This is a genomic window from Ornithinimicrobium cryptoxanthini, from assembly GCF_023923205.1.
GTDB classification, from domain to species: domain Bacteria; phylum Actinomycetota; class Actinomycetes; order Actinomycetales; family Dermatophilaceae; genus Ornithinicoccus; species Ornithinicoccus cryptoxanthini.
In genome coordinates this window covers 3,366,385-3,383,296 of the sequence record NZ_CP099490.1, presented here as the reverse complement: position 1 = coordinate 3,383,296, position 16,912 = coordinate 3,366,385, and the positions used below count along the sequence as shown (strand labels likewise).

Below are 16,912 nucleotides of genomic sequence, written 5' to 3'. Positions count from 1 at the left end.
GACAACATGGGTGCAGAAGTTGGCTGGATCGCCTGGATCATCATCGGCGGGCTCGCCGGGTGGATCGGCAGCAAGATCATGGGGACGGACGAGCAGCAGGGCCTCCTCCTCAACATCATCGTGGGCGTGGTCGGCGCCTTCCTCGGCGGCTTCCTGCTGGGGGCGCTCGGCGTGGACATCGAGGGGGCGGGCTACTTCTTTAGCTTCCTCACGGCGCTCCTCGGCGCGGTGATCCTGCTGTGGCTGGTCAAGCTGGTCACCGGACGCAAGTAGTCAGCACCCCGCCTCGAGAAGCAATGCTGAGCCCTCGCCGCGCCCCGGCGGGGGCTCAGTCGTCGTATGACGCGGGGCTGGCCTCCCTCCTCGCCAGCACGGCGCGTCGGTCACCGTGGCAGCGTGTCCTGGATGTGTTGCACGATCTCAGCCCGGGCGGGGCGTGCCTCCGGGATCGGCAGGAGCGGATAGACGTGGGGCAGGCCGGCGCCGACCCGCAACGTCACGACCGAGGGAGCCTGCGCAGCGAGGAGCTCGCAGTCCGGCAGGCAGATGTCGCGGTCACCCACCAGCACCAGGGTCGGTGGCAGTCGCTCGAGGTCGCCAAAGAGGGGACTGACGTCCGGGTGGCGCAGGTCCCTGCCCGCGGCCCACGCGCGGGCGGGCGGCCGAAGACCTGCCCGGGTGAGCCAAGGGTCGTGCGGCTCGATCAGGTCCACTGCCGGGTTGGCCATCGACAGGTCCAGCCACGGCGCGATCAGGGTCAGGCCCGCGACCCGGTCGGGGTGACGCTGCGCCTGCAGCAACGCCAGGGTGCCGCCCGCAGAGTCGCCGAGGACGTGGACCGGCAGGTCGCCGGGCACCGCCTGCAGCACCTCCTCGAGCAGGGGCAGGGTGTCGTCCACGTCGTGCGCCGGTGCCAGCGCGTATCGCGGGACCAGCACCTCGCGCCCCGTCGCGGTCGCCAGGTGCTCGACCAGCTGCCAGTGCTGCCTGGCGATGCCGTTGATGAAGGCCCCGCCGTGCCAGTAGACCAACGGACCCCGACCCGCATCTGCCTCGGCTGGGGGGAGGACCCGGAAGACCTGGACCCCCGTCATACGCTCCGCACTGACCCGACCTGCGAGCGACGTCGGCGGTTCGGTCTCGGGCAACCCGTGCGCGAGCGAGCGCTCACCCTGCTCAAGGGTGCGATGCCTGCGTTTGCGGGTGAGCCGCACATAGAGCGAGACCGCGCGAGCCTGCCAGCTGGGCAACCGGGACCTCCAGGTCGGGACGGGCGACCACACCCGGGGCGGGCGCGGCGCGATTGGGGGTCAGTATGCCGTGCTCCCGGCGAGCGCTGCGCCGCGGCCCCATCGGCTCGCCCGCCAGCCAGGCCAGTGACTGGTTAGCGTGGTGCGGTGACTCCGACGATGGACTTCTGTGGCCTGGCCATCGCTTATGACAGCCGGGTCCTGGAGCCGCGGTGGTGGACCGCCGACCAGTCGCGGTGGGCAGCGGACCTGATGGCTGCGGCGCCCGCGGGGCCGGTGCTCGAGCTCTGCTGCGGCGCGGGGCACATCGGCCTGCTCGCGACCACGCTCACCCCGGCCGACTCACGTCGGCAGCTGGTGGCGGTCGACATCAACCCGGCCGCTGTCGAGCTGACAGCGCGCAACGCCGCCGCGGGGCGGCTGGACGACTGGGTCGAGGTGCGCGGTGGCGACATGACCGAGGTCGTGGGCAGCGATGAGGTCTTTGCGGTGATCATCGCCGACCCGCCGTGGGTGCCGGCTCACCAGACGGGGCGCTTCCCCGAGGATCCGCTGCTGGCGATCGACGGCGGGACCGACGGGCTCGCCGTGGCGCGGCGCTGCCTCGGCCTCATCCGAGACCACCTGGCTCTGGACGGGGCAGCCGTGCTCCAGCTGGGCACCGCGGACCAGTGTGCCGAACTTGACCCCTCGTCATACGGGTTGCAGGTGACCGAGGTGCGCACCGGTGAGAGCGGTGTCCTCGTGGGTCTGCGCCGGCCGCCTGCTGCGGACGCTCGCTAGGTCGGACGCCTTTCATCCGGCAGCCGCTTGTGGGTGCTGTCGCACCACGGCAGGACGCTGGAGAAGGTGCAGCGGCAGACGGCCACCACCGGACGGTCGATGTCGTGCACGGTGCCGTCGTCGTCGGTGAAGCTGCGGGCCCCGCGCAGCAGCATCGGGCCGCCAGGGCACACGATGACCTGGCCGGACGGGCTGTCGGTCACGCGGCCACCGCCCAACGGTCCAGGATCGCCCGGGCAAAGCGGGCCTCCTGATCCAGACAGGTGAAGGCGCCGAAGAAGATGTCCTGCGCCTGCTCGGGCTCGTCCGTCGCCAGGGCCGCGCAGATCAGCCGCACGGCGATCTGGTCGTGGACGGAGTCGGCCACGACGTGCTCCGTGTAGTAGTCGACAAGCTCGGGCATCCCCAACCGCTGGAGCCCGCGCGCAAGGTGGCCGCTCGGGACGGAGCTGGTCACCTCAAACGCCGCCAGGTGCCCCATCGAGGCTCCGCGGAGGCGCCCGTGGAGGCCGAACAGGCTCATCACGTTGTTCATCTCCAGCACCTCCAGCGGGCACTCGTCGACATAGGCGCCGTAGTGGGTGCTGAGGCCCAGGGCCCGCATGCCCTCGGCAAACAGGTGCGAGTGCAACCGGTCGGGCCGGCCCGCGCCGTACTCGTCATACTGCAGCTCGGCCAGCGCTGCCTTGGGGCCCACGGTCAGCCGGGGGAGGGTCCAGGTGGAGGGGTCGGACTCCCTGAGGTGATAGATCGAGCGCCAGCGGACGAGCTCGAGCACCTGCTCCCGCGTCGCGCGGGTGTGCACGTAGGACGCGACGGACGGCCCGTCGTCGGCCTCGATGAAGCGCATCAGCTCGTCGGCGAGGTCGCCGCCTCGTGTTTCGTGTCCCGGCCACCGGTCTCGCAACCGGCCCTCAAGGTCACGCTGCAGCTCCCGGCGGACGGTGAGGACGGCTGGCTCCCACTCCGCGTCGGGGCTCACATCGTCGAACCCGCGGTAGGACAGCTCGTGCAGCATCCACAGGGCGAGGGCGGCATCGGTGTCGTCGGCCGCGTCCAGGCCAGTGGGCCGCTGCGCCAGTCGTGAGGGGTCGGTGCGCAGGTCCGCCACGACACGTTCGCTCAGCGGGCCCCTCGGGCTCGGCAGCATCGGGGCGAGGGTGGCGACGTCGTGCATGTCCCGATTCTCACCCGCACGCTGCGGGGCCGCCCGCCGTCGCGCTACCCCCTGGCCTCCGCGGCTGTCACCAACGAGTTGAGTTCGATGTCCGTGTAGCGCTGGGTCATTCGCCCAAACAGCGCACGGACCAGCCAAGTTCCCGGGCCGTCCCAGGTGATGGCCAACTCGATGCGCGTCCCCCCATCCTGAGGGTGCAGCTGATGGGTGGCGGTCGTGCGGATGCCCGGTCGCCGGGACACCCAGGTGAAGGACCGTCCCTCCTGCCACTCCGTGACCACCCAGCTGGCTTTGCCCAGCCGCGGTTGCGTCACCGAGAATCTGCTTCCCACGCCGATGCCGTCAGAAGCCCGTGGGCTGTCAGCTTCAGTTTTCTCCCTCGTCACGGAGGTGACGGTGGGCGTCCACTGCGGCCAGGCCTCGATGGCCGACAACAAGGACCACACCACGTGTGGGGTCGTGGTGGAGTGTCCGTCTGTGCGCACATCCATGTGCTTCTCCTTTGTCAGGCCAACGCCGTCAGGACGGCGGCTGTTTGGTGGTGGTGGTCGCGGGTGGGCGCGGCCCCTGCTCGGCGAGCGCCTTGAAATTCAACAACTGACGTCTGGCCATGACTAGATCGCCGACGGAGACAGCTGGCGCGAGCAGGCGCCCGGGGTTCATGACGACCTTGAGCAACAACCGTGTGGTCTCGTGCTCGTCTGGCACGAGCAGATAGGACATGAACGCCCCGAGGATCGTTCCGGTGAACTGGCGTCCGTGGTCGATCGAGACGATGCGACCCATCTCACGTCGCCCCGACGTGGTGTACCTGTCACCGACCACGGGCTCAGGCAGGCCGAGGAGCTCGCGCGGCGAGCGGCGACCGGCGTTGTCGATCCAGTCGTAGGAGTAGGGCGCGACCCTGACCTGTGTCAGCCACGGCCAGAGGGCCTCCGGCGGCGCATGCACCGTCACCCCTCGCCATACCTGAAGCGTGGGCGGGCTCATGAACTCATCGCACGCGTAGGGCAGGGCCGTTTCGCTGTCGGTCACTCCCCACCTGTCCCCGATCATGACTCGTCCTGCGTCCTGTGCGCGGTCGCCGCGGCCCGTGGTGGCAACGTGGCGGTGTCGACCTCAAGGAGTCGGCCGCGGGTGACGATGAGCACGAGCAACCCGAGCAGGAACATCGCGAGCAGGTGCGCCATCGTCACGTCGGTGTTGCCCGGATACAGATGGCGCAGGTAGCCCGCGTTGATCCCGTCGCCACCGGTTGCGGCGTTGCCGACCGCGTGGATGAGCCCGACCAGGAAGAGGCTGCCAGTGCGGTGGTAGGCCCAGCCAACGGCGATCCGGAACGGCACGGCCAGCACCGACAGCATGACCAGCAGCACCGCCGCGGCCAGGGCGCCCTGCCCAGCGATCAGGGCGCTGTGCTGCAGCGCGAACAGCGGCGCCACGGTCACGGCGGCCAGCAGCGGGCCGCGCCAGTCCTGCAGCCGAACCTGGACGAAGCCCATCCAGGCAACCTCTTCCCACCAGTTGATGAGCCCGAAGGTGATCACCAGGGGTAGCAGGAAGTGGGGACCGACGGCGGTGAGCAGGAAGCCTGCGGACCGGTCCGCAGGCGCGCCGCCGATCAGCAGCCCGACGCCCAGGGTCACGGCGGGCACCAGCAGGAATGCGGCCGCGGCCCAGACCGCGCCGACGCGCACGTTCACCGCGCGCCGCCACAGGCGGTGAAGCCCTTCGGGCCCGTCGACGATGCGGGTGATGACCAGGGCGGGCAGGAGCAGGCCGACTAACGTGCTGACCACCACCGCTCCCGTCATCAGCCATACCCGTTCCGACAGCCCGGCCAGCGCCACCGACCACGGCAGGACCTGTCCCACCGTGTAGGCCCACAGGAAGAACGACACCAGGGGTCGTCGGCGGATGAATCGGACGACGGCCCCGCCGCCCACCCGTCCGGCCGAGGAAGCTGTGCGCTCGGGTTCAGCCGGCACGTGCTGCCCCTCCTCGATCAGGGACTTCTGGATCAGGGACACGACAACGACTCCTGCACACCGACGGAGTACGGGGTCGGCGACAGATCGAAAGCTCTCATCGTCGCTGTTCCGTCGATCACGAAGGGCTGTTCGAACTGGTAGAGCAGCTCAACGCCCTTGCGGGCGAGCGGCACGACGCTGCCCAGAGCGCGAAGGTGCCAGGTGCGCACCGCGGTCACCGAGGCCCGCCGGTCCGCTTGCTCAGCGACGAGCCTCACGAACTGGCGGCCGGTGGTCGGTTCCGGGCTCGGGACGTGCCAGACCGCGCAGTCCGCCGTGTCCTGGCGGCCCACCGTTGCCACGGTTCGAGCAAAGTCGTCGATGTATGTCGGGGTGATCGGCAGATCAGGTGAGCCGAACCACAGTGCCTGGGAGGTGGGTCCCACGCCGTCGAACACGTTCCCAGCGATCATCGACCGCACTCCTGGGCCGTACAGCTCGCCGGCTCGCACGATGGACAGGCGGATCCGTCCCGTGGCCGCGGCATGCTCCAGACGCTCGGCCAGCCAGGCGCGCAACACCCCTAGCGGGCCGACCGGCCGGTAAGGCAGGTCCGGGGTCATGGGCCCGCTGACCCGCCCGTACATCCACGTGTCGTCGGCGTAGACAACCCGGGCACCCGTGGCCCCCGCTGCAACGATGACCGCGTCAGTGAGCGGCGCAAAGTCCTGCTGCCACCGTCCGATCGGCGGCATCGCGCAGTGGTGGATCACCGCAGCACCGTCCGTCGCCGCGACCAGCGCCACTGGATCCCGCGCGTCGACCGTGCTCAGCTCCGCGTTGGGATGCCCGACCGGGCGACCGTCCCGGGTGAGGGCGCGAACGCGGCACCCGGCCTCCAGGAGATGGGCGACCACGCGCTGGCCCGTTGCGCCTGCTGCCCCGACCACCGCGTGCAACTGTTTCTCAGACACTTCAGGCTCCTTAGTCGCTACAGATGTAGCACTACACCTGTAGCGGTAGAGTACAGCCCTAGGGTCCACAACGGAAGAGGTTTTGAGGATGCCTGTCACGAGCGACCGACCACAGCTGCTTGCCGACGCAGCGATCAGCGTGATCGCCAGCAGCGGGGTGAGAGCGCTGACCCACCGCGCCGTGGACGCCGCCGCTGGCGTGCCCTCGGGCACCGCGTCATACCACTTCAGGAGCCGCCGCGAACTGCTGCGTGGCGTGCTCTTCCGCCTCGCGGACATCACCCACGAGCGACTGGCTCAGGTGTCGGTCCCTGCGACCGAAGCCGTCGAGGTGCCACGGTCGCGTTCCGGCAGGCTTGCGGAGGCTAGCCAGCTGGCCGATGCGGTCGCGGCCTTCGTCGACGGTCAGATCCTCGAGGAGTCGGAACGCACGTTGGCACGGATGGCGTGCGAGATCGAGGTCGCCTCAGACCCGGACCTGCGCGAGATCTTGCACGCCGGAGACGTCTTCCGGAAACTGGCGGCGGCTGCGCTCACCCGGCTCGGTGCCGTCGATCCGCCGCGGCAGGCCGACGGTCTGATTGCCCTCATCGACGGGCTCCAGTTCGATCGGCTCGTGGGGGTCGGGTCTCTGTCCGCGGCCCCGCCTGGAACCCCGGAGTCCAAGGCGGAGATCTCATCGGTCCTGCGCAGCTATCTGACCGGCTTAGTGCCCTAGGGCCCGCCCACTGCCCCGCAAACTCTGTCCGCCTGTAGGCGCCGGATGCGGAATGATGACCAGATGAACGGGACGCGATCGCATCGATCGGTTGCTGCAGGCCAATTGCCCTCCCTTGAACGCAGAGTGACCGCTGTCGGTCTTGGTGGTCTCGCCACTTTCCAACTTGCACTCGCGGCGGGCGCCCCCTGGGGTCGCGCGAGCTACGGTGGCGCTCACTCCGGCGTCTTGCCGCACGGCCTCAGACGCGTCAGCGCCGGGGCTGCGCTGCTCTACTCCGGGCTCGCTGTGGCGGTCGCGAGTCCGCGCACCCCGGTGCGAGTGCGCCGCCACGTTCTCACCGGAGTCGCCACCCTCATGGGCGTCGGCGCCGTCGTGAACGGCATCTCGCCGTCCTGGCCGGAGCGGGCCATGTGGACACCGACTGCTGCCTTGTTGGCGCTGTCCGCCTGGCGTGCTCGGAGCGATGAATGAGGACGGAGACACGCGTCCTCTGACGCTCCGGTGACAGGGCCCAGGTCGGCACGACCTCCGGCAGCGTCGGTCTCAGCCAGCTGGGGCGCGCAGGTTGCGCGGCAGGCGCTGCAGCAGCGGCAGCAACCCGATGCGACGGGCGACCGAGCGCAGCGGCCGGGCGAGGCTGGCGCCGACGACGATGCCGAGCGCGATCGCGGCGACAATCACCGTCACCCCACCGACGGCCCCGATCGCCGCGTCGGGGGCGACCTGGATCCGAGTCAGCGACACCAGGCCTAGCGAACCGGGCACCAGGAGCCAGAAGCTGGGCAGGAAGGCGATCACCCGCGGCACCTGTGGGCGCAGGAACTCCACCACCGAGGACACGAGGCTGGCCGCGGCAGCGCCGAGGAACGCCCCCACCCACGGCGCTTCCGACATCGCGTTGCCAGCGCTCATCGCCACGAAGGTCGCCAGGATCGTGGCCAGCACCCACGGCACCATGGCGATGGAGACCGACTCCATCAGCGAGATCGCGACCGTCACCACGACCACGCCCAGCAGCGGGGCCCACCAGCCCAGCCCGGCCGGTCGCGTCGGGTCCAGGTCCTCGATCGGGACGTGGAGCAGCACGACGGCGCTGCCGAGCCCGAGGGCAAAGAGCAGCAGCTGGGTGGCCCCGTGGCCCAGCCGCGCCGTGCCGGCCAGCATCGAGCCGGCAGCCAGCTCGGTCAGTCCGGTCACGATCACCGCGCCGGGCAGCAGCACGGCGATCGCGGCGATCAGCGTCCACAGCGGTGAGTCGAGCAGGTCCTGCCGCGCCGCCCAGAACGCGATCATCCCCGCCGCGAACGCCGCGAAGAATGGCAGCAGGGTCTGCACCAGCGGGCTGCGGCGCGCGAGCACCATCAGCCCGACCGTCGCCGGAGCGATCAGCGCAGCGAACCCGACCGAGGGCCAGCTCGGCGCGAGGACCAGCGCGATGCCGACCGCCGCCAGGATGCCGCCGGCGAGCAGGCCGCCGTGCGCATAGCGGTGCGGCTGGGCCCGCAACGTGCCCAGCCGGTCCAGGGCATCCTCGACCTCGATCGCGCCGGTGCGCAGCCCCGCCTGGAGCACGGAGACCTCCGCCAGCTGGTCGAGGCGGATGCCGCCCTCGACCCGCTCGAACGAGGCCGGTTGCCCCGAGGACAGGGAGAGGGTCACCGCGTTGGGGGAGCAGGCCACCTGGATGCCGGCGTGCCCCAGGGTCGCGGCCACCTCCCGGACGTCCTCCTCGACCTCGTGGACCGGCATACCTCCAGCGAGCAGGCCCGCGCCGAGCCACGTCAGCAGGCGCCGGGTCCTGACGTCTGGGGTTTCTGTGGCCACGAGCGCCATTGTCTCGCACGGGCGGTCGGGGCTGGCACCGGTCAGTCAGCGGGCCCGAGGCGATAGACCGAGACGTGCGACCCCGAGTCCGCCGTGAACGCCGAACCCTCCCAGTCGGCGTGACGGGTCTCCAACTCCAGGCCGGCCAGCCGCGCCATCAGGTCCAACTCAGCGGGCCAGATGTAGCGGTGCGGCGTCCGGTCCACAGTGGCTCGTCGCCGGCCGCTGGGGTGCTGGTCACTGGCGTCCTGGTCACTGGCGTCCGGGTCACTGGGACCCTGGTCGAAGCGGAAGTGGTGCGACACGATCCGTTGCCCCACGGTGTCGATGACGTCGAGGCCGACATATCCGTCCTCGGCGGTGAACACCTGCGCCGGCGCCGTCGGTGAGGCCCCACGCAGGTCCGGCACCCACAGCTCGATCACGAACCGGCCGCCGGGCTGCAGGTGGGCCGCCGCGTTGCGGAAGCACTCGACCTGTTCGTCCTGCGTCAGCAGGTTCCCGATCGTGTTGAACACCAGATAGACCAGCGAGAAGTCACCGCCGACGCGGGTCGTGGCCATGTCGCCGTGGACGACGGGGAGCGTCTGCTCGTCCACCTTCTCCCGCAGCCGCTCGATCATCGGCGCAGACAGCTCGATCCCGGTGACCGGCACCCCGCGCTCGGCCAGCAGGATCGCCACCCGCCCCGTCCCGACGGCGAACTCAAGTGCCGCGCCACCTGCGGCCAGCTCCGCCAACCGGTCGGCGGTTGGGCCGATGACCTGCGGCGCAAACATGCCCGTGCCGGGAGTGTCGTATGCCGCCGCAGCCCGGGCGTCCCACAACGTGTCCTGCGGCAGGTGGTCCAGTGAAGTCAGGTCCATGTGCACCATCCTCTGGGTCGCGTCGCCCCACGGCCACCCGTTTTTTGGTGCTCAGTCCTGCAGCAGGTCGGCCGGAGTGAACTCCAGAGGGAACGGAGCGGTCACGCTGACTCTCTCCGCACCATGAGCGACCAACACCTCGTGATAATCACCGTCGCGCAACTCCCACACCGTGACTGTGGGTTCGAAAGGGTCGATAGCCCAGTAGGACTGGCAACCGGCCTCGCGGAACCGGTCCCACTTCAGCGTCAGGTCGATGCGCCGAGTGCTCGGTGAAAGCACCTCGACCGCGAGGACGGGCGGAGCTGGGAGGTCGGCGTCGGTCAGTTCGCCGCGTCGGGCCACGAGGATGTCGGGTTGCAGCACCGTGTCCTTTGCCAGCGCGACATCAAACGGAGCCATCAGCACGACGAGGTCGTCTGGCTTCGAGTTGCGAAGCAATCTGGCCAACTCGAACGCCGCAGTCTGGTGCCACCTACCCGGCGACGGCGTCATGATGACGCTCCCGTCGAGCAGTTCGTAGCGCACCCCGGACCCACCCTCGGCGCTGCGCAGCAACTCCAGGTCGTCCCGGGTCAACGGACCCGACTGCGGGATGACAGTCACAATCCCCATGGTGCCCCCTTTCCGTCATACGAGCGACCTTGCCAGGTCCGACTGACAGAGCCGCACGGTTGTCCACAGGCGACCGCGCACGTGGCACAGTGACCGGATGCGTGCAGACCTCGGAGCCGAGCCGCCACCAGACGTCGAGGGCGGGCCCGGCTGGGTGATCGACGGCGCCACGCTGCGGCCACGGATCACCGATCTGAGGGCCTTCCGCGAAGGCATGTCCACTGACGCCCTCGGGGAGGCGGTCGAGACCCTCTGGTCGGGTGACCCGACACACGCACGTGAGCTGCTGCATACGGCAGATCCCAGCGTGCGGGTGCGAGCACTGCTCGCCGACTGTGCCCGCGACCTGGGTGAGTTCGAGGACGCACTGTGGGCGTATGCCGACCTGCTGGCCGAGTGCACCGGCTCACCGTGGGAGCCGGTCCTGCGCCAGCACTACGGCAAGACGCTCCTGGCTGCAGACCGACCTCAGGAGGCCCTGGAACAGTTCGAGGTCGCCTACGCCCAGCGGGTGCAGGCGGGCGCACCGGCCGACCAGCTCGCCTCCAGCGCCCAGGCGCGCGACCGCACCCGTCAGATGGTGGGGCTGCCCCGTCGCTCTTGAGGCCTGGTCAGCGGCGCGCGGCAGTCCACTGAAACTCGGGGCCGCCCTTTGGAGGGTCAGGGAGCGCCCCCCGTGTCGGCGGCCCGTCCGCACGCACTGACCGGTGCAGGGCGCCGTCGTGCCACACGATGTGATGCTCGTCGGGGCGCAGTGTCTCGGCCAGCTCCTCGAGGTGGATGATGAACAGGGCCCATCCTGCCGCGATCGGGTCATCGATGCCGAGAGCTTCCTGGCCGTCCCGAGCCAGCACGTTGATCGCCTCGCGAAGTTGCTCGGGTGTCAGGTGGACCTCCACGTCGGGGAAGCAGGACACCTCGTGGAGGAGCAAGGTCTGGAGCTCGTCATCACTGGACGAGGCGTCGGGGCGGTCTTGCGGCATATGCCGATCCTTCCAGGCCCACACGGTCCAGCGAGTGCTCGCCAGGCCCCACCGGTCAGCCCTGCCAAGCCCGCCACGCGGCACGGATCATCGGCACCTGGAGCGGGAGGCGCCCGAGGCTGAGAGCGAAGGATGCCCACGACCTCGGGTCGCGCCTGCGCTGGGCACGACGTCCCAGGTCAACGCTCATCTGGGCGTTCGCGGGCCACACGGCGAGCAGCAGCGCGGCGCTCGCGAGCCCCGCAGCGGGCCGGGTCCGGGGGTGCAGCAGACCGGCGGCACAGGCGAGCTCGGCGACACCGGAGACCAGCACCAGGTCCCGGGCCCAGGGCCGCAGCGGGGTCGGGATGATCGGCTCGAACGTCTCTGGCTTCACCAGGTGGATCACCCCCGAGACGGCGAACGGCACGATGACGAGGGGGAGGGTCTTCGGCTGCATCCACCTATTGTCAGGCCTCGGCGCCCTGGTGAGATGATCACGCGCATGCGACGCCGCAGCAGCTGGCCCCACGCGACCCCGCGTCCCGCGACGCCTGAGCACTGGGACGTGGTCATCGTCGGGTCCGGCTTTGGTGGATCGGTCGCGACGCTGCGACTCAGCGAGAAGGGCTACCGGGTTCTCGTGCTCGAGGCCGGTGCCCGGTTCGAGGACGCGGACTTTGCCCCCACCTCCTTCCACCTGCGGCGCTATCTGTTCCGGCCCGGGATCGGGTGCTACGGCATACAACGCATTGACACGCTCGACAACGCGATGATCCTGTCGGGCGCGGGTGTCGGGGGCGGGTCCCTGGTCTATGCCAACACGCTCTATGAGCCGCTCGACGAGTTCTATGCGGACCCGCAGTGGGCGCACATCACGGACTGGCGGGCCGAGCTCGCGCCCTACTATGACCAGGCCAAACGGATGCTCGGCGTGGTGACCAACCCGACGCACACCCCGGCCGACGAGGTGATGCGCCAAGTCGCCGACGAGATGGGGGTCGGGGACACGTTCCGCTATGCCCCCGTCGGGGTGCACTTTGGGCAGGTCGCGGGAGCCTTAACGCCCGACCCCTACTTCGGCGGTGCTGGGCCTGAGCGCAAGGGCTGCACCGAGTGCGGCGAGTGCATGACCGGGTGCCGCCACAACGCCAAGAACACGCTGGTCAAGAACTACCTGCACCTCGCCGAGCGTCTCGGCGCCCAGATCCGGCCGATGAGCACGGTCACGCGGGTGCAGCCCGCCGGCGAAGTGCAAAACCGCCCGCAAAATGCGGGGGAGGGCAGCGAAACCACTACAAAAATTGGGTGGACCGTGACCGTGCGCGACACCAGACCGCTGCGCAGGGGCAGTTACGAGCTCACCGCGGACCACGTCATACTCGCTGCCTCTGCCCTGGGGACCCAGCGCCTGCTGCACCGGCTGCGCGACGAGGGCCATCTGCCCCACCTGTCGGAGCGACTCGGCCACCTGTCCCGCACCAACTCGGAGGCGTTGCTGGGGGCGATTCGCATGGCAGACGGCCCCGACATGAGCCAGGGCGTGGCGATCACCTCCTCCATCCACCCGGAGCCGCACACGCACATCGAGCCGGTCCGTTATGGCCACGGCAGCAACGCGATGAACGCTCTGCAGACCGTGCTGACTGACGAGGTCCCAGGAGTTCCTCGGTGGCGCACGTGGGCCAGCGAGCTGTGGCGCCAGCGCGCGGTGCTACCCAAGATCTATGACCTCAGGCACTGGTCCGAGCGCACCGTGATCGCGCTGGTCATGCAGTCCTTGGACAACTCGATCACGACCCACCGACGCCGCAGCCGGCTGACCGGACGGCGCATCCTCGGCAGCCGACAGGGCCACGGTGCCCCCAACCCGAACTGGATCCCGGTCGCCAACGAGGCGGTCCGGCGGATGGCCAGGATCGTCGGTGGCATGCCTGGCGGCAACATCGGGGAGCCGTTCAACCGGCCGCTGACGGCGCACTTCCTCGGTGGTTGCGTGATCGGGGAGAGTGCCGAGACCGGTGTCGTCGACCCTTATCACCGCGTCCACAACTATCCCGGCCTGCACATCGTGGACGGTTCGACGGTCTCGGCCAACCTCGGCGTCAACCCGTCGCTGACGATCACGGCGCAGGCCGAGCGGGCGATGGCCCTGTGGCCCAACAAGGGTGAGGCGGATCCTCGGCCACAGCCTGGTGAGGCGTATGCCGTGACTCACCCGGTCTCGCCCCGCTCCCCGGCGGTGCCCGGCCCCGCGCCCGGAGCCCTGCGGCTGCCGATCACTCCGGTCTGACCAGGCACCGCACGATTTCGACCGCTGCTCTGCAGACACGGGCGAGCAAAGCAGCGGTCGAAATCAGGCGTCCGGCATGATCGACGCGGCCAGGACCGCGCCGAGCTCGCGGCACGATTCCAGCGCTTCCTGGTCCGGCGCTCCCATCACTTCGAGCGTGGGTGCCACGGCCTCCCAACCGAGGGCGGAGGAGATGCTGCCGATCGCGCGGACGGCCCCCTCAAGACCCTCGTTGCCGTGGACGTATGCCGCGAACGGCCGCCCCTGCGTCGCGTCCAGGCAGGGATAGTAGATCTGGTCGAAGAAGTGCTTCAGCGCACCCGACATGTAGCCGATGTTGGCGGGGGTGCCGAGCAGATAGGCGTCGGCCTCCAGGACGTCGACCGGGCTCGCGACCAGTGCCGGGCGCAGCACGACCTCGACCCCCGTGATGTCAGGGTCCCGGGCGCCGGCCAGGCAGGCCTCGAGCATCGCCTGCATCCCCGGCGACGGGGTGTGGTGGACGACCAGCAGCCGACGGGAGCCCATCTCACTGCTGCCAGGGGCGCGAGCCGTGCAACACACTGACAGCGGTCTTGAAGATGCCGTCCACCCGCGCTCGCCGGTCGAAGTTGGTGACGGCTACGGGCGGCGTGAAACGCTGCCGCGCAACGGACTTGGCATAGCAGAAGCACCTGAGGCCCTCGGCCCCGTGCGTCCGCCCGAAGCCGGAGTCGCCGACGCCGCCGAACGGCAGCTGGGGCAGTCCCGTGAAGCCGATGACGTTGTTGACCGACGTCATCCCGCTGCGGATGCGTCGCGCGATCTCTGGCCCGTGCTTGCGCGAGAACACGGCACCGCCCAACCCGTAGGAGCCGGAGTTGGCGCGCTCGATGGCCTCGTCCATGCTGGCCACCCGGTCGACGGTGATCACCGGGCCAAAGGTCTCCTCCCGCTGGATCCGCGCGTCGGGGGGAGTGTCGACCAGCACGGTCGGCTGGATCACCCGCGCGGGGTCCTCGAGCGGGCTGCCATCAGCAACCTCTCCGGCCGGTCCGTTGAACTGCTCCCCGCCGAGCACCGCGCGGGCGCCCCGGCTGAGCGCATCGGCCACCTGCTCGCGGATGATCCCGACCTGCTTGGGCAGTGAGATCGGCCCTAGGTCGGCCCCGTCGTCCAGCCCGGCCCGGGCGCGGGCGGCCTCGCGCGCGATGGCCGCGACGAGCTCGTCATAGACCGCCTCGTGGGCGAGCACCCGCTCGACGCCGACGCAGGTCTGGCCCGCGTTGCTCATCCCGCCCCACACCGCGGCCGCCGCTGCTGCCGGGACGTCGGCGTCCTCGGCCACGATCAGGACGTCTTTGCCACCGCCCTCGATCAGGACCGGCTTGAGGCTCTGCGCGCAGGTCGCCATCACCAACCTGGCGGTGCCGGGGGAGCCGGTGAAGCTGATCATGCCGACGCTGGAGCGGCACAGGGCGTCCCCGATCTCGCCACGCCCGTGGACCGCCAGCAGGGCGGGCCGCCCGACGGCGCGCTCAAAGCTGTCCGCGAGCCACTGGCCCGTCAACGGCGTCAGCTCCGAGGGCTTGAAGACCACCGTGTTGCCACCCGCCAGGGCATAGGCGATGGCGCCCATCGGGGTGTAGACCGGGTAGTTCCACGGGCCGATCACCCCGATCACGCCGAGCGGCAGGTATTCCACGGTGGCTGCCAGGTGTGCTGCCAGCAGCGTCGAGCCCACCCGCTTGCGGTCCAGCACCCGGCGGGCGTGTTTCGCGGCCCAGGCGAGGTGCTCGAGGGCCATGCCGATCTCCAGCACGGCGTCTCCGTGCGGCTTGCCCATCTCGTCGTGCACGACGGCGGCCAGCTCGTCGAGGTGTTCCGTGATGTCCTGCCGCCACCGGTCGAGCAGATGCCGGCGCCCGGAGAAGCCGATCGAGTCCCACCACGTCTGCGTCTCACGCGCGAGGTCGACCGCCTCGGTGACCAGCGCAGACGGGTCCACGGACTGCTCTGCCGGCGCCACGGCATACTCGGTGCTCATAGGGCCCATCTTCGCCGGTTGGGTGTCCATCACCAAGGGTGGCGTCAGGCACAGTGCGCCGCGTGCTGCACGATGGGTCTATGAGCGAGATCGTCGTCAGCCGGATCATCGAGGCGTCACCGGAGCGGGTGTGGGAGGTCGTGACCGATCTCGACCACGCGCACGAGACCCTGTCGGGGGTCGTCTCGGTGCAGCGGATGACCGATGGGCCGTATGCCGTGGGCACCCGTTGGCGTGAGACGCGCAAGATGTTTGGCAGGGAGGCCACCGAGGAGATGTGGGTGGCGACGAGCGACCCGCAGCGACGCACGCAGGTGCGGGCCGAGTCCGGTGGGGCGAACTATGTCACCGAGTTCACGTTGACCCCGTTGGACGAGGGGGCGCGGACCGAGCTCAGCGTCCGCTTCGATGCCGAGATGACCGCGCCGTCAGGGCTGCAGAAGGTGGGGATGAAGGTCCTGGGCGGGGTGGCGGCGCGGGCGACCCGCAAGGCCTTGGAGCAGGATCTGGTCGACATTGCCGCAGCCGCCGAGGCCTGACCCGCGCCAGACGGTGTCGACGTGCTCGTCGTGGGTCAGCCGGTCGCGGTGGCCGAGTCGTTGTCGGCGGACGTGACCTCGACGAAGTCCGTCCCGATGTAGAGGTCGAGCACATCGATCTGCCGGGTGTCGGCGACCAGGGTGGCGTCCGGGACCAGCGTCTGCAGCAGCTGCGCCGCCTCCAGGTTGGCGGCACCGTGTCGGATCTCGGCCACTGCTGGCACCTCCGTCCCCGGTGGGGCGTCGTCGACGGCGTCGATCTTGAAGCCGTGCGAGGACAGGGCCTGCGAGGTGCGGCCGGCAATGCCGGGGGCGCCCGAGGCGTTGTAGACGTTGACGGTGACCTCTTCCGGAGCCAGCGTGGGCGCCGCCGTGGTGATGGCGGTCTCGTCGGCGGTCGTGGTGTCGCTGTCGCCGAGCCACCCCATGTAGTAGGCCGTGGCGTAGAGACCGACGGCGGCGACGATGCCGATCAGCGCGGTCAGCACCAGGGCGGTGCGTCGGCGACGGCGCCGGGCGGCAGTCGACATGCCAGCAGTTCGGACATAACCCACGCGGGACTCCTTGCGAAAACGTTGACCCGAACGCTACCGAGTGCGGCGGTCGGGAAGCACGAGGACACGCCCGTGGACGAACGGGCGTCCGGCCAGGGCAGCACGCAGCGCCCGGTGCAGACCGTCCTCGAGATAGAGCTGGCCGTCAAACTGCACCACGTGACAGAAGATGTCGCCATAGAAGGTGGAGTCGGCCGCCAGCAGGTGTTGCAGGTCCAGCACCGACTTGGTGGTGATCAGCTCATCCAGCCGGATCAGACGCGGTGGCAGGTGCGACCAGTCCTCAAGGTGATGGGGCGGATAGGGCTGCCCGTCACCCACGCCCTTGAAGATCATGGCGCCAGTGTATGAGTCGCCC

Annotated in this window: 22 protein-coding genes; 6 read left to right on the top strand and 16 right to left on the bottom strand. The window is 69.9% G+C overall.

Annotation, left to right across the window (positions count from 1 at the left end):
- Positions 1–6 precede the first annotated feature (6 nt).
- On the top strand, positions 7–273 hold the full coding sequence (locus NF557_RS15575) for a GlsB/YeaQ/YmgE family stress response membrane protein (RefSeq protein ID WP_252620600.1): 267 nt from the start codon (positions 7–9) through the stop codon (positions 271–273).
- Between the two features lie 110 nt (positions 274–383).
- Here NF557_RS15575 and NF557_RS15570 read toward each other — a convergent pair whose 3' ends face one another.
- Positions 384–1,250 (bottom strand): alpha/beta fold hydrolase, encoded by an 867-nt coding sequence (locus NF557_RS15570; protein ID WP_252620599.1) that lies wholly within the window; start codon positions 1,248–1,250, stop codon positions 384–386.
- A 147-nt stretch (positions 1,251–1,397) separates the two neighbouring features.
- On the opposite strand from NF557_RS15570, the gene NF557_RS15565 reads away from it, so the two are divergent.
- Positions 1,398–2,033: a methyltransferase gene (locus NF557_RS15565; RefSeq protein ID WP_252620597.1), complete on the top strand. Its 636-nt coding sequence runs from the start codon at positions 1,398–1,400 to the stop codon at positions 2,031–2,033.
- Here NF557_RS15565 and NF557_RS15560 read toward each other — a convergent pair.
- The 6 genes from NF557_RS15560 to NF557_RS15535 are packed head-to-tail and all read right to left on the bottom strand — an operon-like array spanning position 2,030 to position 6,154.
- On the bottom strand, positions 2,030–2,236 hold the full coding sequence (locus NF557_RS15560) for a CDGSH iron-sulfur domain-containing protein (RefSeq protein ID WP_252620595.1): 207 nt from the start codon (positions 2,234–2,236) through the stop codon (positions 2,030–2,032). The genes NF557_RS15565 and NF557_RS15560 overlap by 4 nt on opposite strands.
- Positions 2,233–3,210, bottom strand: a complete 978-nt coding sequence (locus NF557_RS15555) for an iron-containing redox enzyme family protein (protein ID WP_252620593.1) — start codon at positions 3,208–3,210, stop codon at positions 2,233–2,235. Before NF557_RS15555 ends, NF557_RS15560 begins: the two co-directional genes overlap by 4 nt.
- A 44-nt stretch (positions 3,211–3,254) precedes the next feature.
- Positions 3,255–3,701: an SRPBCC family protein gene (locus NF557_RS15550; RefSeq protein WP_252620591.1), complete on the bottom strand. Its 447-nt coding sequence runs from the start codon at positions 3,699–3,701 to the stop codon at positions 3,255–3,257.
- 28 nt (positions 3,702–3,729) lie between these two features.
- Positions 3,730–4,266 carry a hypothetical protein gene (locus NF557_RS15545; protein ID WP_252620589.1) on the bottom strand — a complete coding sequence of 179 codons (537 nt, stop codon included), beginning with the start codon at positions 4,264–4,266 and terminating at the stop codon, positions 3,730–3,732.
- Positions 4,263–5,240 (bottom strand): CPBP family intramembrane glutamic endopeptidase, encoded by a 978-nt coding sequence (locus tag NF557_RS15540; protein ID WP_252620587.1) that lies wholly within the window; start codon positions 5,238–5,240, stop codon positions 4,263–4,265. The genes NF557_RS15545 and NF557_RS15540 overlap by 4 nt, the downstream gene beginning before the upstream one ends.
- A complete protein-coding gene (locus NF557_RS15535) occupies positions 5,231–6,154 on the bottom strand; it encodes an NAD-dependent epimerase/dehydratase family protein (RefSeq protein ID WP_252620585.1) in 924 nt (307 codons plus the stop codon). The genes NF557_RS15540 and NF557_RS15535 overlap by 10 nt, the downstream gene beginning before the upstream one ends.
- 88 nt (positions 6,155–6,242) lie before the next feature.
- On the opposite strand from NF557_RS15535, the gene NF557_RS15530 reads away from it, so the two are divergent.
- Positions 6,243–6,872, top strand: coding sequence for a TetR/AcrR family transcriptional regulator (locus NF557_RS15530; protein ID WP_252620584.1), 630 nt, complete (start codon positions 6,243–6,245; stop codon positions 6,870–6,872).
- 546 nt (positions 6,873–7,418) lie between these two features.
- Here NF557_RS15530 and NF557_RS15525 read toward each other — a convergent pair.
- From NF557_RS15525 to NF557_RS15515, 3 genes are read right to left on the bottom strand one after another with little or no spacing between them, the layout of a single operon-like run.
- Complete coding sequence (locus NF557_RS15525) at positions 7,419–8,699, bottom strand: threonine/serine exporter family protein (RefSeq protein ID WP_252620583.1); 1,281 nt, start codon at positions 8,697–8,699, stop codon at positions 7,419–7,421.
- A 41-nt stretch (positions 8,700–8,740) separates the two neighbouring features.
- The gene (locus NF557_RS15520) at positions 8,741–9,565 is read right to left on the bottom strand and encodes a class I SAM-dependent DNA methyltransferase (RefSeq protein WP_252620581.1); all 825 of its coding nucleotides are present in this window, start codon (positions 9,563–9,565) and stop codon (positions 8,741–8,743) included.
- 51 nt (positions 9,566–9,616) lie between these two features.
- Entirely contained in the window at positions 9,617–10,180 is a 564-nt protein-coding gene (locus tag NF557_RS15515) for a Uma2 family endonuclease (RefSeq protein ID WP_256842049.1), read from the bottom strand.
- 97 nt (positions 10,181–10,277) lie between these two features.
- Here NF557_RS15515 and NF557_RS15510 point away from each other — a divergent pair, with 97 nt between their 5' ends.
- Entirely contained in the window at positions 10,278–10,784 is a 507-nt protein-coding gene (locus tag NF557_RS15510) for a tetratricopeptide repeat protein (RefSeq protein WP_252620579.1), read from the top strand.
- 7 nt (positions 10,785–10,791) lie between these two features.
- On the opposite strand, the gene NF557_RS15505 is transcribed toward NF557_RS15510, so the two are convergent.
- Positions 10,792–11,163, bottom strand: a complete 372-nt coding sequence (locus NF557_RS15505) for a hypothetical protein (RefSeq protein WP_252620577.1) — start codon at positions 11,161–11,163, stop codon at positions 10,792–10,794.
- A gap of 55 nt (positions 11,164–11,218) precedes the next feature.
- Positions 11,219–11,602: a DoxX family protein gene (locus tag NF557_RS15500; RefSeq protein ID WP_252620575.1), complete on the bottom strand. Its 384-nt coding sequence runs from the start codon at positions 11,600–11,602 to the stop codon at positions 11,219–11,221.
- A gap of 45 nt (positions 11,603–11,647) precedes the next feature.
- On the opposite strand from NF557_RS15500, the gene NF557_RS15495 reads away from it, so the two are divergent.
- On the top strand, positions 11,648–13,435 hold the full coding sequence (locus NF557_RS15495; RefSeq protein WP_252620573.1) for a GMC family oxidoreductase N-terminal domain-containing protein: 1,788 nt from the start codon (positions 11,648–11,650) through the stop codon (positions 13,433–13,435).
- Between the two features lie 63 nt (positions 13,436–13,498).
- On the opposite strand, the gene NF557_RS15490 is transcribed toward NF557_RS15495, so the two are convergent.
- Positions 13,499–13,963 (bottom strand): flavodoxin family protein, encoded by a 465-nt coding sequence (locus tag NF557_RS15490; protein WP_252620571.1) that lies wholly within the window; start codon positions 13,961–13,963, stop codon positions 13,499–13,501.
- Between the two features lies 1 nt (position 13,964).
- Positions 13,965–15,461: an aldehyde dehydrogenase family protein gene (locus NF557_RS15485; RefSeq protein WP_252620570.1), complete on the bottom strand. Its 1,497-nt coding sequence runs from the start codon at positions 15,459–15,461 to the stop codon at positions 13,965–13,967.
- An 80-nt stretch (positions 15,462–15,541) separates the two neighbouring features.
- On the opposite strand from NF557_RS15485, the gene NF557_RS15480 reads away from it, so the two are divergent.
- On the top strand, positions 15,542–16,000 hold the full coding sequence (locus NF557_RS15480) for an SRPBCC family protein (protein WP_252620568.1): 459 nt from the start codon (positions 15,542–15,544) through the stop codon (positions 15,998–16,000).
- A gap of 35 nt (positions 16,001–16,035) precedes the next feature.
- Here NF557_RS15480 and NF557_RS15475 read toward each other — a convergent pair whose 3' ends face one another.
- Together NF557_RS15475 and NF557_RS15470 are read right to left on the bottom strand one after the other, a co-directional pair.
- The gene (locus NF557_RS15475) at positions 16,036–16,554 is read right to left on the bottom strand and encodes a LytR C-terminal domain-containing protein (RefSeq protein ID WP_252620567.1); all 519 of its coding nucleotides are present in this window, start codon (positions 16,552–16,554) and stop codon (positions 16,036–16,038) included.
- 33 nt (positions 16,555–16,587) lie between these two features.
- Complete coding sequence (locus tag NF557_RS15470) at positions 16,588–16,890, bottom strand: type II toxin-antitoxin system VapB family antitoxin (protein WP_252620566.1); 303 nt, start codon at positions 16,888–16,890, stop codon at positions 16,588–16,590.
- Between the last annotated feature and the right edge of the window lie 22 nt (positions 16,891–16,912).

Coding starts and splice junctions, on each gene's coding strand:
- NF557_RS15575 (WP_252620600.1), top strand. CDS start 7: ATGGGTGCAGAAGTTGGCTGGATCGCCTGGATCATCATCGGCGGGCTC.
- NF557_RS15555 (WP_252620593.1), bottom strand. CDS start 3,210: ATGCACGACGTCGCCACCCTCGCCCCGATGCTGCCGAGCCCGAGGGGC.
- NF557_RS15550 (WP_252620591.1), bottom strand. CDS start 3,701: ATGGATGTGCGCACAGACGGACACTCCACCACGACCCCACACGTGGTG.
- NF557_RS15545 (WP_252620589.1), bottom strand. CDS start 4,266: ATGATCGGGGACAGGTGGGGAGTGACCGACAGCGAAACGGCCCTGCCC.
- NF557_RS15530 (WP_252620584.1), top strand. CDS start 6,243: ATGCCTGTCACGAGCGACCGACCACAGCTGCTTGCCGACGCAGCGATC.
- NF557_RS15520 (WP_252620581.1), bottom strand. CDS start 9,565: ATGGACCTGACTTCACTGGACCACCTGCCGCAGGACACGTTGTGGGAC.
- NF557_RS15515 (WP_256842049.1), bottom strand. CDS start 10,180: ATGGGGATTGTGACTGTCATCCCGCAGTCGGGTCCGTTGACCCGGGAC.
- NF557_RS15510 (WP_252620579.1), top strand. CDS start 10,278: ATGCGTGCAGACCTCGGAGCCGAGCCGCCACCAGACGTCGAGGGCGGG.
- NF557_RS15505 (WP_252620577.1), bottom strand. CDS start 11,163: ATGCCGCAAGACCGCCCCGACGCCTCGTCCAGTGATGACGAGCTCCAG.
- NF557_RS15500 (WP_252620575.1), bottom strand. CDS start 11,602: ATGCAGCCGAAGACCCTCCCCCTCGTCATCGTGCCGTTCGCCGTCTCG.
- NF557_RS15495 (WP_252620573.1), top strand. CDS start 11,648: ATGCGACGCCGCAGCAGCTGGCCCCACGCGACCCCGCGTCCCGCGACG.
- NF557_RS15490 (WP_252620571.1), bottom strand. CDS start 13,963: ATGGGCTCCCGTCGGCTGCTGGTCGTCCACCACACCCCGTCGCCGGGG.
- NF557_RS15485 (WP_252620570.1), bottom strand. CDS start 15,461: ATGAGCACCGAGTATGCCGTGGCGCCGGCAGAGCAGTCCGTGGACCCG.
- NF557_RS15480 (WP_252620568.1), top strand. CDS start 15,542: ATGAGCGAGATCGTCGTCAGCCGGATCATCGAGGCGTCACCGGAGCGG.
- NF557_RS15470 (WP_252620566.1), bottom strand. CDS start 16,890: ATGATCTTCAAGGGCGTGGGTGACGGGCAGCCCTATCCGCCCCATCAC.